A 13,879-nucleotide genomic window follows, 5' to 3' on the forward strand; every position below is an offset into this window, starting at 1 on the left:
AAGCCATCGATCAACATGCGGAGGTACGCCATGCCAGTGAAACACGACCTGTATCAGGATTTGGGATTGAGCAAGGAGGCCGTTCACGAACGCAGGGCAAGTGACAAACGCCTGGATTCGCTGCTCGACCAATACGACGTCGCCGACGCGGAAGTGGTAAAGGCCGAAGGAGCAAGTGCCAGCGATGAAGACGTGGAGAAACTGAAGAAAAAACGCTTGTTGGTCAAAGATAAGATTGTGGCGCAGTTGGGCTGAGCAGAACCAAGGAGCGAGCACGCTCGCTCCTACATCGTTTGTCCCGAAGTGTTTGAAAGGCAGCGATTATTCCAACAACGCCCGCATACACTCATCCACCGACCGCTGTTGTGTCTCCCCATACAACTTCAATTCATCAATCGTCGGGCTGCCGAGGGCTTTTTCGAATTCAGCCTGGTTTGAGTTGGCTGCGTAGTGGCTTTGCGCAGCGTCCCCCAGGTTCGACTGGAAGATCCCCGCCGCGCTGACCGGCAGGAAGTCCTCGTACACCAGCGGTTCCACATCGATATGGCCTGCGTCGATCAGCTCCGGCAGGGTGCGGGGTTGTGCGGGGTTGCCGCGTGCCGCCAGGCCTTGGGCAGTGGCGAAGTAGCGAAAGTAGGCCAGGCCCTGTTCGCGTAGTTGCGCGTAGGTGTCGGGGAAGGCCTGGAAATGGTGCGCCAGCAGTTGACCATAGCGCCCGGCGTTCGCCTCGTTGGGGAACGCCCCCAGTTCATCTCGGGCGGCGTTCAGCAGTCGGTCATACAGCGCGCGGCCCTTGGGCGTGAGTGCGACGCCGCGTTGCTCGATTTCGCCGAAACGTGCGCTGTGGCTGCCTTGGGCGTCGGTGAACGCGATGGGTTCGTCGAGGGCTTTGAAGCTGGTCTGGCGCAGCAGGATCGGGCACTGGCGGGGTGGCGGGCCTTCGATGACGGCCTTGGGTGTGATGCCTTTGCCGGGCATGGCCGCTTGCACCTGGTCGATGTCCAGCGTGCGCGGAGTGAGATGGTTGATATGCGGGCCTTTGAAGGCCACCACGTCGGCGATCAGGCGGTGTTGGTCGCTGAGTTGCTGGTACTGCGCGGCGGTGACGGTCGCGGTGTGGTGCCAGCGGAAGGTTTCCAGGGCCTGTCGGATAAATTCATCGGCATCCTCGACGTTCAGGCCACCGTCTCGCTCCGCTTGTTCGATCAGCGCCAGGGCGCCCGGGGTGAAGATCGAGCGCTTGGCCAAGGCGTTTTCGGCGAAGGCGCGCAGGTCGGGATTTTCAATCAGTTCCAGGCGCAGCAGCGAGGTGAACACGCGGAACGGGCTGGTTTGCAGCGCGCTTTCATGCACCGCACGAAATGCCGTGGAGTGCACCGGCACGCCCGCCGGCGTCAGGTCGTAATAACCCACCGGCTGCATGCCCATAACCGCGAACAAACGGCGGATGGTTGCCAGCTCGGCAGCCGTGCCCAGGCGAATCGCGCCGTGGCGTTCCATATCCAGGCGTTGCATCTCGCCGGTGCGCTGCAGGTGCTGTGCCAGCCGCGGATCAGCCTCCAGCGTCTGCGCGTTGACCTGCGCCACCAGCTCCATCAGCGCGCCATACAGCGGGACTTCAGCGCGGTACATCTCGGACATGGCCTTGGAAAAACCCTTGCGGATCTCGTCGGGGCTGACATGGGCGCTGGCTGGCATAGAAAAATTCCTGATCACAATGAAAGAGGGCGTGGCCGTTGCCCGGATTTTGTTGAGCCCCGAGGCGGCTTGCAAACGAAGAATCCTCTGGACTTCATTCTGCAAACGAATGAGTCAAGGTAAAACCGAGTTCATGTGCATTGATACGGGGATGGGTTCTACACTGGCCGCCAACCAGTGCCTGATGGAGGGTTGGATGACCGCATCTATTCTGCAAACGATCGAGGGCCAGCGCCTGGTGGGTGAGGGCGCCGATGCCTGGCGCGTGTGGGGCCCGTATTTAAGTGAGCGCCAGTGGGGCACGGTACGAGAGGACTACAGTGCCGACGGCGATGCCTGGCGTTTCTTTCCCCATGATCACGCACGTAGCCGCGCTTATCGCTGGGGCGAAGATGGTCTGGCCGGGTTCAGCGACAAGGCGCAGCATTGGTGCCTGGGCCTGGCGCTATGGAACGAGCGCGACCCGATCATCAAGGAGCGTCTTTTCGGCCTGAACAACGCTGAAGGCAACCACGGGGAGGACGTCAAGGAACTGTACTTTTTCGTCGATGGCGTGCCGAGTCATGCCTACATGCGCATGCTCTACAAGTACCCGCATGCAGCGTTCCCCTATGATGATTTGGTCGCCGAGAACGCCCGACGAGGCTTGGGCGATGCTGAGTATGAAATCCTCGATACCGGGGTGTTCGAGGACAACCGCTATTGCGATGTCAGCGTCGAATACGCCAAGCACCAGCCCGACGATATTTTCATGCGCGTCATCGTGCATAACCGCTCGCCGCAGCCGACACGCCTGCAGGTGCTGCCTCAGTTGTGGGCGCGCAATGACTGGAGCTGGACCTTCGATGCATCCAAGCCACGGTTGAGCCTGGACGGCGAGCGGGTGTTGGCGCGTCATCCTGCATTGCCGGATCGCTGGCTCAGCGCCTGGGACCAGGACGGGCTGGAATGGCTGTTCTGTGAAAACGAGAGCAACACCACTCGCTTCGACGGGCAGCCAGCATCGGGGCCGTTCAAGGACGGCATCAACGATTACGTGGTGAACGCGGCGCATTCGGCGATTCGTCGCGACGCCGGCACCAAGGTCGCCGCGCGTTTCATCCTCGATCTGCCAGGGCTGGCGAGCCAGACCCTGTACCTGCGCTTCGCCCCTGTGGAAGCGCCCCAGGTCCATGCACGCAAACTGTTCGAACAACGCCGCCGGGAAGCGGATGACTTTTACGCGGCATTGCAACACGGCATCAGCGACGCAGACGCGCGCAATGTGCAGCGCCAGGCCCTCGCAGGGTTGCTTTGGTCCAAACAGCTGTACTACTTCGACGTCAACCAATGGCTCGACGGTGATCCCACCCAACCTGCACCGCCACCCGAGCGCTTGCACCTGCGCAATAGCCATTGGCGGCACCTGTCCAATTTCGACATCCTGACCATGCCCGACACTTGGGAATACCCCTGGTATGCCTCCTGGGACCAAGGGTTCCAGGCCGTTGCCATGGCGTTGATCGATCCGGGGTATGCCAAGCACCAGTTGTTACTGCTGGTCAAAGATCGCTTTATGCATCCCAACGGCCAATTGCCGGCGTACGAATGGCGTTTCGACGATGCCAACCCACCGGTCCATGGGTGGGCCAGTTGGCGCGTGTATCAGCAGGACAAGGCGCTGACCGGTATTGGTGATTTGGACTTTCTTGAACGGATTTTCCACAAGCTGCTGTTGAATTTTTCCTGGTGGGTCAACCGCAAGGACGCTGAGGGGCGCAATCTGTTCCAGGGCGGCTTCCTGGGCCTGGATAACATCGCCCTGTTCGATCGCTCGGCTGCGATGCCGCCTGGCTATCAGCTCGATCAGGCCGACGGCACGGCGTGGGTGGCGGCCTATGCGCTGGATTTGATGCGTATCGCTCTGGAGTTGGCCAAGCGCAATGCCGTGTATGTGGATATTGCGGTGAAATTTTTCGAGCATTTCTTGTATATCGCCGGTGCCATCAACCGGGTCGACGATAGCGAGGAAGGCCTATGGGATGAGCAGGACCTGTTCTTCTACGATGTGCTGCGTCGCCCAGACGGCCAGAACGAACCGGTACGCCTGCGCTCCATCGTCGGCCTGATGCCGCTGTTTGCCGTGCTGGTGCTGGAGCAACGCGAGCATGAAGGTTTGCCTGGGCTACGCGAGCGCCTGCTGGGGTTTATGCACCACCGGCCCGATTTGGCCGCACTGGTATCGCGCTGGAACGAGCCGGGACAGGGCAATCGCCTGTTGCTGGCGCTGCTGCGTGGCGAACGCACCAAGGATCTGCTGCGGCGCATGCTGGCTGACGACGAGTTTCTCTCAACGTTTGGCGTGCGCTCATTATCCAAGGCGTTCGCGGACCAACCCCTGGCGCTGAAGATAAATGGCGATACGTTGTGCGCGCGTTACCAGCCAGGTGAGTCCGACTCGCGGCTGTACGGCGGTAATTCCAATTGGCGCGGGCCGTTGTGGATGCCCATCAACTACATGCTGATCGAGTCGCTGCGCGAATTTGAGCGTTATTACGCCGATCACTTTTCGGTGGAGTACCCGGCGGGCAGCGGTTATCTGGCGTCACTGGGAGAAGTGGCCGACGGCCTCAGCCAGCGGTTGACTCGTTTGTTTCTATTGGATGAAAACGGTTCACGCCCGTCGATGGCGGGGTATGCGCAGTTGGAGGCTGACCCCCTCAGCCGTGAGCTGGTGTTGTTTCACGAATATTTCCATGGCGAAACCGGCCGCGGCCTGGGGGCGTCACACCAAACCGGGTGGAGTGCATTGGTGGCGTTGTTATTAAGTGTTGCGCCGAAGGCTTGAGGGGAATAAGGCCGGTATCCGGTTAGTCGGAGGCCGCCAGGTTGAACGAAAAATCCCGCCGGGGGCGGGATTCTTTGAACATCGACTTATCAGGCCGGAAACAGTTCGCTCAGTTTCATCGCCAGCATCATGTCGCCTTCGGTGCGCAGCTTGCCGCCCATGAACGCCTGCATGCCGTCGGTGGTGCCGTCGACGATGCCTTTCAGCGTGTCGCTGTCCATCACCAGGGTGACTTGGGCGTCTGGGTTTTCGCCTTCTTTGAGTTCGCAGGTCTTGTCTTTGACCACCAGGGAGAAGTTCTTGGTGTCGTCGATGCGGAAACCGAACACCAGGTCCAAGCCTTCGGCAGCGCTTGGGTTGAATTTGGCTTTCATTGCTTCTACAGCTTTGGCTACGTCAGTCATGGTTTCGATCCTTAAGGGTGGAGTCCAGTGACCTTGGGGTCACGGTTGGCCGCGGTTCATCGGAAGGTGATGAGCTGCGGCGCCTTCAACAGTTGCAAGTGGGTATGGCTGTTGAAGGAAGCCAGGGCCACCTCGCGACCGCGGAATTTCAGCTGGTTGAGCGAGGTGTTCACAATCTGCCAGTTCAGCTCGAAGGCTTGGGCGGCAGGGATGCGAGTAATCAGGTGGAGCAGGGCGGTGATGGTGCCGCCGGAGGTGAACACGGCGATTTTGTGGGTGTTGTCGGCTGCTTCCAGCAGACGCTGCAGGCCGCCTTGGACGCGCTCGACAAACCCCAGCCAGCTTTCCAGCCCCGGTGGGTCGTAGGTGCCGGCCAGCCAGCGTTCGATGATCAGGGCGAAGATGCGTTGGAACTCGCTGCGGTTTTGCGCGGCATTGCGCAGGATGTCCAAAGCATCTGGCTCGCTGTCGAGCAGGTCGGGGAGCAGGGCGCGGATGATGGCGTCGGCATCGAATTCGTTGAAGGCGCTGTCGGTTTCCAGGGTGGGAGTCGGCAGGCCGAGGGTGCGGTATTGATCGAACGCGGCTGTGGCGGTGTGCTGCTGGCGGCGCAGGTCGCCGGCTATGCAGCGGTCGAACACCAGGCCCATGTCCGCCAGGTGGCGACCGAGCACTTGCGCTTGTTCCACGCCGATGGGGGACAGCACGTCATAGTCGTCTGCACCGAAGGAGGCCTGGCCATGTCGAATCAAATAGATGCTGCCCACGTCCGTTCACCCGGTACGTTGAAAGTCTGGCGAGGTTATGAGGATGCCGGGGAGCTGTCAATGGAAAAACATACGCTTGTTTTAAAAGCGTGTTGGAGCAACTGAGCAAGGCCCCTGTGCACAGGGGCCTGGATGTTTTTAACGCGCTTATTGATCGACTCCGCTGATCAGGTGTTGGCCTTGATCGTGGCCGCCGGTACGCAACAGGCCCAAGTTGAAATGCTCATCGCGCTGGCTTTGCGGGTCACGGGGGTTGTTGAACGCTGCGTAGAGCGCTGTGCCCAGTTGCTGGGGCGAGGTCGAGGCGTTGAGCGAGAAATCCGTGCGGGTGTCGCGGCCTTGGATGTCGCGGCCAGTAATCTTCGCCTCGCCCAGTGCCACGCGGCCATGGCTGGAGGCGATGCGCGCGCCGGTCAGGTCGACTGCGCCGCCCACATGCAGCGTTACCCCGTCGCCGCCGTTGATGCCGGACGCCTCGGCGACCGTGTTATTGCTGAACCAGCTGAAGTCCCCCAGCAGTGTGGGTGTGGTGTCGCGGTAAGCCGGATTTTGAAACAGCAGGTTCTTTAACGTGGACGACCCCGTGGCCGCGCCAGTACCGGCCTGGGTCGCGGGTGAGCCACCGACCTTGCTGATCAGCTTGTCCTTGAGCGTGCGCGCCTTGTCGGCCGTTTTTTCGTAAAGGTTCTTTCCGGCGGTCTTGAGCTTGCCCGACCATGGCCCGCCGGCCACGCTGAGCTTATCGACCGCGCCCGCCGGGTTCTTTTCCGTGGTCAATTGCGCGTCGACCTGCACCTTCAAGCCCTCCACCTGATCCTGACGGCTCTGCACCACCAAGTCGCCGTCGATTGTGCCGCTGACCTCGCGCGCCGTGACGGTGGCCCCCAGCAACTGCGTATCGCCGCGGCTGTCGAGTTGAATGCGATCAGCCCGCAGGCGGGTATTGTCGTGGGTCTGACTGCTGAGTTGGTCCACGCCGCCCTTGGCGCGCGCGAACAGGCCGGAACCGTTATTGGCCGGGTCCGTACTGCGGGTGCCGCTCACACCCAGTCCGCCGGCGATAGTGCGGTTGTTGCGGTGCTCGTTGGAGACCGCAGACTCCAGCACCAAGTCGCCGCCGGTGGCCGCCAGCTCAAACGCCTGGGCCTGGCCCTGCACTCCTTGCAGGCGCACATGATCGGCCTGGATACGCACGGTGCCCGCGCTATCGAGCGTGCCACCGCGCTGCAACACGCTGTGTTCGTCGATGTCAGCCAGGCTGAACTGGGCACCGGCGCTGCCGCTCTTGCTGCTGGATGTGTCAGCCTGGGTCGCTTTGGCACTGACGCGAGCCCCGCCGCCGATCCCGTCGCCACTGGCCGTGTGGGTATCGACCCCGGCCAGGAACTCAAAGCGGTTTCCGGCGGTGAGGCGAATATCGCCGCTGTTAAACGTGCCGACCTTGGCGCCGTGCAGGGTCAGGTCCTGCCCGGCGTCGATTTCGATCACGCCGTCGGCGATCAAATCGGCACTGCGGCCTTGGGAGTCTTCGACGCTCAAGTCGGATTTATCCAACTGGAAGCCCGCGTTGGCTTTCTTGCTGGTGCCTGGACTGCTGCCCAGTTCAACCCAGCCGAAACCGCTCAAGGTGCCTTCGCCGGAACCCTGCCAGTCGCGGGCTTGGTTGAAGGTCAGCGAACCGGTGGCCTGAATCTTCAAATCACCGCGTCCCGCGTCGAAGCGGCTGCCTTCATACCGGCCGTCGCTGCCCAGCTGTACGCTGATGCCGCGTTTGCCCTCGATGCTGCCTGGCACTGCGGTACGGGTGGTGTTACCCAGGTCAAAACTGCCGCCCACGCCCAGAACCCGCGCATTCAGGTCGCGGCCGGTGGTGGTGTACAGCCTTAACGAAGCGTCGGTGTCGGTGCCCTTGTCCTGTTGCCAACTGCTGTGCTCGGCTGCGTTGAAGGTATGGCTGTCGGCCTTGATCGACACGCCGCCCTCGGTGGCCGTGTAGCGTGTGCCTGTATCGGTCAATGCACCCTCGACCTGCACGTTGACGGTGGCGCCTTCGAAGGTGCTGACCACCGCTGTGGTGCCTCCGCTCTCGGCGCGGGTGTTCAGCACATTGACGGCCAGGTCGACTCCCAGGTTGGGTGGTTCAATCGCATCAAGCACCGAGGGTTGATAGAACTTGCTCTGATCCACCCCTTCGACCAGTTTCTGCACCGGGCGGGTGAGGTCTTTGTATTCGATGTTGCTGCCGATACTGGCGGTCCAGCCCTTGACCTGCTCGGTTTCGACGGTGCTGTTGGAGACCGCGCGGTTTTCCACGCTGCCGGCGCTGAGGGTGAGGTCTTTGTCAGCCTTGACCTGCGCGGCCTCGGTCAACAGCGTGCCCTGGCCCTTGTCGGCAACCAGATTCAGATCGCCGGCGCTGCTCAGATGGCTCGATTTGACGGTGGTGGAGGCGCTGCTTGTAATCACCTCTTCCTGACCGACCTTGTAACCGCCGCCGGCTCGATCCATGCCGCCGGTGACAAAGTGGCCAAGGCCGAAGGTATCGGTTTCACTGACGCGCGTGGTGGTGTCGGCTTCGCTGAGCAGTTCGATGGCGTGGCCGGCGATGTTCAAATCGCCCTGGGTACTGCTCACGTCCGAGGCTTTGACCCGCACGGTATTTTCGGCAGTGATGTCCAGCGTGGCGCCTTTTAGTTGGCTGCCTTCATGGGTGAGGCTGTCTTGGGTGGTGGTGTTGTGCTCCTGGCTATAGCCGACCCCGGCTTGAAATTGTTTCGAGCCCTTGATGCCGGGCGCCGCTTGTTTGGTCTCGGTGGCGGAAGAAGTGAACCCGTTGCGGGTGGTCTGCGTGACCGTGGTGTCGCGGCTCGTGCCCGCTAGCAAGTTGATATCGCCCACGGCGGTCAGTTTCAACTCGGCCTTTGCTTCGACATCCGCGCCGATCACATTCAGATCACTGGCGCTTTGCAGGCGCAGGTTGCTCTGGGACTTCACCTGGCTGCGCACCAGGTTGCTGGCGTTTTTCCGCTCGTCAGTCTGGTCCTTGAATAGGCCGAACAGTTTGCTGTCGGAGCGCGACTTTTCCGAGTGCACCAGGCTTTGGCTGCCGTCGATCGTCAGCGAGCCGCTGTTGCTGATCAATACCGCGTCCTGCTGCCCCAGCACCTGGCTGCCGGTAATCAGCACATCGTCGGAGGTGACCCGCAAGGTGCCCTTGGCACTGACGCGGCTGCCGATGGATTGGTCTTCGCTGCGGATGTCCTTGTCGTTTTTGCCGAACACGGCGCCGGAGAGCAGGTCGCCTTCGTAGTTGTTCTGCGTGCGTTGCTGGGCAGCGCGCGTGACGCCGACATTGACCTGTTTGCCGGACTCGATCGTCAGGTCCCCCTGGCTCTGGACCTGGCTGCCGAGCACCGTCAGGTTCTTGCCGCTGCGTACGCTCATTGCAGCGTTGCTTGACAGGCTGCTGGCGCGGGCGGTTTCGGTGGTGCGCGAGGTGTCGTAATCCCCACGCCATAGGCCCTTGCGGTGGTTGAGGGTTTCGCGGGTGGTCTGGGAGTCGTTCAAAGCGCTAAGGCGCAGGTCTCTGCCGGCCGTGGCCTGCAGGTTGCGACCGGCGCTGGCGCTGGAGGCCGACAATTGCAGATCGCCACCGGCCTTGAGCGTCAGATCGGTGCGGGCCTTGAGCTGGGTGCCGACGTGTTCGACGTCGATCTGGGTGGTGGTCTTGTCGTAGGTTTCGGTAGTGATGAACAACACCTTCTTTTTCCAGGACTCTTGCTGTTGGCTCTGGCTTTTGCGGGTTTTGGCCTCAAGGCGCAGATGGCGTCCGGCGCTGGCGTCGATGGCGCGACCCTGCACCTCAACCGCCGATAGTGTCAGATCGTTGTGGGCGGCGAGGGCGACGTCGCCGTTGGTGCTGCTGATGCGGGTGCGCACCGGCTCTGGGTTGCCGGAGATGGACAGGTTGCCGGCCGACGTCACCTTGAGATTGCCGCGCGCTGTCAGCGGCGCGGCGATCTTGACCCCGGCGCCGTCGGCGGTGCTGATAATGTTGATGCGTCCGGCCTGCATGGCGCCCAACAGCTGCGCGTCGACCGGGCGGGCGCTTGCCCGGGCGCTGCTTTCGATGACGGCGTCGGCGTAGCGCAGGCGATTCTGCCCGATCAAAACGTTGAGATCGTCCCGTGCGGTGAGCGTACCGTGGGTGCTGATGCGTGGAGCGATCAGGTCGAGGGCGCCGGCGCTGTTGCTAACGCCTCGCTCGCCAACGTTGAGGGGATTGGCACCGTTGAAGGTGGTGAGGCGCTTGAGCTTGCCGTCCTCCAGTTCCGGGCTGCCCACTACAAAGCTGGCGCGCGGTGTATTGATAAAGCTGGCGCCGTTGACTGTGATGCCGTTGGGGTTGGCCAGCACGTAGTCGGCCGCGCGCCCGAACACTTCCTGCGGGCCGTTGATATGGGAGGCCTTGCGGCTGGTTACTTCGTTGAGAATCAGGCCGGCCGCCCGGCCGCTGAACTGCGGATTGGCCGGTAACTGCCCGGCCAGTTTCGAGCGTCCCGCCGCCACCGCATTGTTCAATACCAGACCTGCGCTTTGCACGTTGTAGTCCACGAATCGGTTGTGGGAAACCCCAGCCGGGTTGGGCGCGACGATGTTCAATACCGGTACATCCTTCACGGTGAAGCGCTGGGCATTGCCGCTCACCGGCACCACATCGGCGGCGAACGCCTGATGGCCATAGTGAATCGACAGCAGGCTGCAGATCACCCAACGCAGGGGATGGGAGGGTTTGAGATGAAACGATGGAAAACGGCAATGACTAGTCATGGCTTGACCTTCTTGTTGTTATTGGGGGAGGCGTTATAAGTGCAGGCTTAACTCCATCAGCCAGAAACCTCGTTCCTTGATCGGTAGCGCGGGGCCGAACAGCCCGCGCTGGTAATCCACGTCCACTTGCCAGGTGCGGTGGTTCAAGGCCAGGCCAACGCTGGCCCCGCCTACACGCTGGATATCGGCGCCTTTGAGGTGCTGGCTCCAGCCCAGGTCCACCCCCACGCGCGGGCTGATCTGCAACTGGCCCAGCAGGTGTCGGCGCAGGCTCAAGGTGTTGCGCCACACCGCGCCGTTGGCGGCGGCCAGCGCAGCGAGGCGGAAGCCGCGTACCGCGTAATGGTCGGTGATCAGCAACTGTTCCAGGCTCGGCAGTGGGTCGGGGCTGTATTGCAGTGCGAGTTGGCTGTTCCACACACCGTCGGCGGTAGGGTTGTGCCGCGTGTAATCGATGTCGACGCGGTATTTATGAAATTGCGCGCGGGGCAAGTCCCGGGATTCACGCCGGCTGTCGCGGTCGGCGCCCAAGCCGTCGAGGCCCTGGGCATAGCTGACATTGGCGTTCCAGATGCCGTCCGCCAGCTTCAACAGGTTGAGACTGGCCTCGGCCACCGTCAGGCTCGGGCTCTGGATCGCCAGGTAGGTATCGGCGATGTAGCTTTGCGAGCGTTTTGTGCTCAGGCGCAGGTTGCCATTGAGCAACGTGTGCTGATCGCGCCACAGCAGGCGGTTGAGGGCGAGGCCGTATTGATGGGCCTGGCCGTTGGCGCTGACGGTCTGGCTGGGCAGGGCGATGCCATAGCGGTATTGGGCCTGGCTGGCGCTCAAGGCCAGGGTCCAGAAACCGTAGGGCAAGGTGTAGTAGATACCCTGGGAACGACTGTAGCGGTGGCTGTCGCCCAGGGAGGTACTGGCGCTGACACTGATGAAGTCATTCAGGCTCAGCGGGCTGTCGTACGCCAGATTGAGTAGCGCCGTGTGCCTTCCTGTCGCCTCGGTGCCACGGTTGTTGTAGCTCGCGCTGCTGCTCAGGCGCGGCGCAGTGGAGCGCGGGCGCAGCAACAGGTGCGAGGCCCCAGGTTGCTGGCCGGGGAGTACATCCACCGTCAGATCGACTGAGCGCAGGCGGTTCAACTGATCGAGGCCCTGTTCCAGCTCGCGCAGTTGCAGCGGCCGGCCCAGCATGTCGGGGAACGCGCCGCGCAACGACACCGGTAGGTCCGGATCCGCCAGTTCGATGCTTTCGAGGTAGCCTTCTTCGATGACGATGTCGAGGCGCTGGCCATCTTCTGGAGGCTGTTTCAGGTAGGGGCGACTGGTGATATAGCCGGCCTCGACGTACAGCGCGGTCAGTGCCGCCAACAATTGGTTGATAGGCGACGCGCCCATGCACGCGCTGAGGTGGGATTGCAGCACCGTGCGCAGGCGCGCCGGCTCGAGCAGGGTATTGCCCGTCAGGCGCAGGCCGCGTATCTGCCAGCACGGTTCGGTGGCGGACGACTGCGGGAGCGGGGCGGCGGGCTCCGATTGCACGGTGGCCTCACGCTCAAGCAGGCGCAGGCGCTGCTCGCGTTCCAGTTGCTCGCGAGTTCGACGCTCGAACTCTTGCGCACGCAGGTCGACCGGGTTGAGCTGTGCGGAGGCTGCCACGCCAGGGAGGCTGGCGCTCGATGCAATGCACAGCGCCATGAGCAGCCAGGCGCGGGTATCGAGGTGCTGGGGGCGCATCGGCGTCGCTCCTGTGTGGGTGTGTTCAACGCCGAGTTTAAAGTCGTTTTCTCCTGTATTTGCTGGGCTTTGGGTCTGAAAATGATGTGGGAATCGAACTACGCAAGTAGGACTTTGTCGCTATTTTTGTAGGATATAGGCCGGGTTAACAGTGTTAGACACGGTGGCGACAATCCCCGTAGACTGCGGCTTTCGAGCCTCATAGGTGTCTTATGGAGTTTCTTGCCGAGTACGCAAGTTTTCTAGCTAAAACCGTCACCCTGGTAGTCGCCATTCTGGTGGTGCTGATCAGCTTCGCGGCGCTGCGCAGCAAGGGGCGGCGCAAGTCCGCCGGTCAATTGCAGGTCAGCAAACTCAACGATTTTTACAAGGAGCTGCGCGAGCGCCTGGAGTCGACCCTGCTCGACAAGGATCAGCTAAAGGCCCAGCGAAAATCCGAGGGCAAGGCCGAAAAGAAGAAGGGCAAACAGAAAGCCGAGGCCAAGCCACGGGTGTTCGTGCTGGACTTTGACGGCGACATCAAGGCCTCGGCCACCGAGAGTCTGCGCCATGAAATCACCGCATTGCTCAGCCTGGCCACGCCCAAGGATGAGGTGGTGCTGCGCCTGGAAAGCGGCGGCGGCATGGTGCACAGCTATGGCCTGGCCTCGTCGCAACTGGCGCGTATCCGCCAGGCCGGCGTGCCGTTGACCGTGTGCATCGATAAGGTGGCGGCCAGCGGCGGCTACATGATGGCGTGCATTGGCGAGAAGATCATCAGCGCGCCCTTTGCCATCCTGGGTTCCATCGGTGTGGTGGCGCAGTTGCCCAACGTCAACCGCCTGCTGAAAAAGCACGATATCGACTTCGAAGTGCTCACCGCCGGCGAGTACAAGCGCACCCTCACGGTGTTTGGCGAAAATACCGAGAAGGGCCGGGAGAAATTCCAGGAAGACCTGGACATCACCCATCAACTCTTCAAGAACTTTGTTTCGCGTTATCGCCCGCAGTTGGCCATCGACGAAGTGGCGACCGGTGAGGTGTGGTTGGGTGTGGCCGCGCTGGATAAACAGTTGGTTGATGAGTTGCAGACCAGCGATGAATACCTGGCGACCAAGGCCAAGACGGCCGAGGTATTTCACCTGCACTATGCCGAGCGCAAGAGCTTGCAGGAGCGCGTTGGCCTGGCGGCCAGTGGTTCGGTGGACCGCGTGTTGTTGACGTGGTGGAGCCGGTTGACTCAGCAGCGCTTCTGGTAACACCAATGTGGGAGCGGTGGCTTGCTCCCGATAGCCGTAAGTATCTAAAGGCTGATGCAAAACGCCGTGGTGAGCAGGCTTGCCCTGCGCTGGGCTGCGAAGCAGCCCTCTCCAAAAAATACGGTTTATCTGGCACACCGAGGCGCTTGGCCCGGGGGCGGCTTTGCAGCCAAGCGCGGGGCAAGCCTGCTCACCCCAAAGGCCGCATTTTTTCAGGTTTTGTTTTCATCGAAGGGCAAGTAGATGCCTATGCCCCGATAGCGGTGTATCAATCAACCTATGCGAACTTGAAGAACGGCCATCGGGGTAAGCCCGCCTCTCACGGGGTTTACGCTTCGGGTACAGATTTTGTAATGGTTTTGCGTTGTGGGAAATTCATGTTTC

The 13,879-nt window shown here is 61.7% G+C and carries 8 protein-coding genes; 3 read left to right on the forward strand and 5 right to left on the reverse strand.

Translation table 11 applies throughout. From position 1 onward, the window contains the following. Positions 1–30 precede the first annotated feature (30 nt). On the forward strand, positions 31–255 hold the full coding sequence (locus ACFZPT_RS17045; protein WP_034098345.1) for a DUF465 domain-containing protein: 225 nt from the start codon (positions 31–33) through the stop codon (positions 253–255). Between the two features lie 66 nt (positions 256–321). Here ACFZPT_RS17045 and ACFZPT_RS17050 read toward each other — a convergent pair whose 3' ends face one another. Further along, entirely contained in the window at positions 322–1,698 is a 1,377-nt protein-coding gene (locus ACFZPT_RS17050; protein WP_034113982.1) for a VOC family protein, read from the reverse strand. A gap of 196 nt (positions 1,699–1,894) precedes the next feature. On the opposite strand from ACFZPT_RS17050, the gene ACFZPT_RS17055 reads away from it, so the two are divergent. Beyond that, positions 1,895–4,525, forward strand: coding sequence for a glucosidase (locus tag ACFZPT_RS17055; RefSeq protein WP_177449816.1), 2,631 nt, complete (start codon positions 1,895–1,897; stop codon positions 4,523–4,525). An 89-nt stretch (positions 4,526–4,614) separates the two neighbouring features. Here the strand turns inward: ACFZPT_RS17055 and ACFZPT_RS17060 are convergent, their stop codons facing one another. From ACFZPT_RS17060 to ACFZPT_RS17075, 4 genes are all read right to left on the reverse strand, one after another. After that, complete coding sequence (locus ACFZPT_RS17060; RefSeq protein WP_034113980.1) at positions 4,615–4,929, reverse strand: SCP2 sterol-binding domain-containing protein; 315 nt, start codon at positions 4,927–4,929, stop codon at positions 4,615–4,617. Positions 4,930–4,985: 56 nt separating this feature from the next. Then, on the reverse strand, positions 4,986–5,696 hold the full coding sequence (locus tag ACFZPT_RS17065; protein WP_034113978.1) for a histidine phosphatase family protein: 711 nt from the start codon (positions 5,694–5,696) through the stop codon (positions 4,986–4,988). A 147-nt stretch (positions 5,697–5,843) separates the two neighbouring features. Continuing rightward, a complete protein-coding gene (locus ACFZPT_RS17070) occupies positions 5,844–10,526 on the reverse strand; it encodes a hemagglutinin repeat-containing protein (RefSeq protein ID WP_052229572.1) in 4,683 nt (1,560 codons plus the stop codon). A gap of 33 nt (positions 10,527–10,559) precedes the next feature. After that, positions 10,560–12,257 carry a ShlB/FhaC/HecB family hemolysin secretion/activation protein gene (locus ACFZPT_RS17075; protein ID WP_379555532.1) on the reverse strand — a complete coding sequence of 566 codons (1,698 nt, stop codon included), beginning with the start codon at positions 12,255–12,257 and terminating at the stop codon, positions 10,560–10,562. Between the two features lie 212 nt (positions 12,258–12,469). Between ACFZPT_RS17075 and sohB the strand changes: the two genes are divergently transcribed. Further along, a complete protein-coding gene (gene sohB / locus ACFZPT_RS17080) occupies positions 12,470–13,495 on the forward strand; it encodes a protease SohB (RefSeq protein ID WP_034098338.1) in 1,026 nt (341 codons plus the stop codon). The last annotated feature ends 384 nt before the right edge of the window (positions 13,496–13,879 follow it).

This window comes from Pseudomonas sp. MD330_10 (assembly GCF_042610415.1).
Lineage (GTDB): Bacteria > Pseudomonadota > Gammaproteobacteria > Pseudomonadales > Pseudomonadaceae > Aquipseudomonas > Aquipseudomonas rhodesiae.

Bases quoted from the DNA above. Each gene is read 5' to 3' on its own strand.
- ACFZPT_RS17045 (WP_034098345.1), top strand. From the start codon at position 31: ATGCCAGTGAAACACGACCTGTATCAGGATTTGGGATTGAGCAAGGAG.
- ACFZPT_RS17050 (WP_034113982.1), bottom strand. From the start codon at position 1,698: ATGCCAGCCAGCGCCCATGTCAGCCCCGACGAGATCCGCAAGGGTTTT.
- ACFZPT_RS17055 (WP_177449816.1), top strand. From the start codon at position 1,895: ATGACCGCATCTATTCTGCAAACGATCGAGGGCCAGCGCCTGGTGGGT.
- ACFZPT_RS17060 (WP_034113980.1), bottom strand. From the start codon at position 4,929: ATGACTGACGTAGCCAAAGCTGTAGAAGCAATGAAAGCCAAATTCAAC.
- ACFZPT_RS17070 (WP_052229572.1), bottom strand. From the start codon at position 10,526: ATGACTAGTCATTGCCGTTTTCCATCGTTTCATCTCAAACCCTCCCAT.
- ACFZPT_RS17075 (WP_379555532.1), bottom strand. From the start codon at position 12,257: ATGCGCCCCCAGCACCTCGATACCCGCGCCTGGCTGCTCATGGCGCTG.
- sohB (WP_034098338.1), top strand. From the start codon at position 12,470: ATGGAGTTTCTTGCCGAGTACGCAAGTTTTCTAGCTAAAACCGTCACC.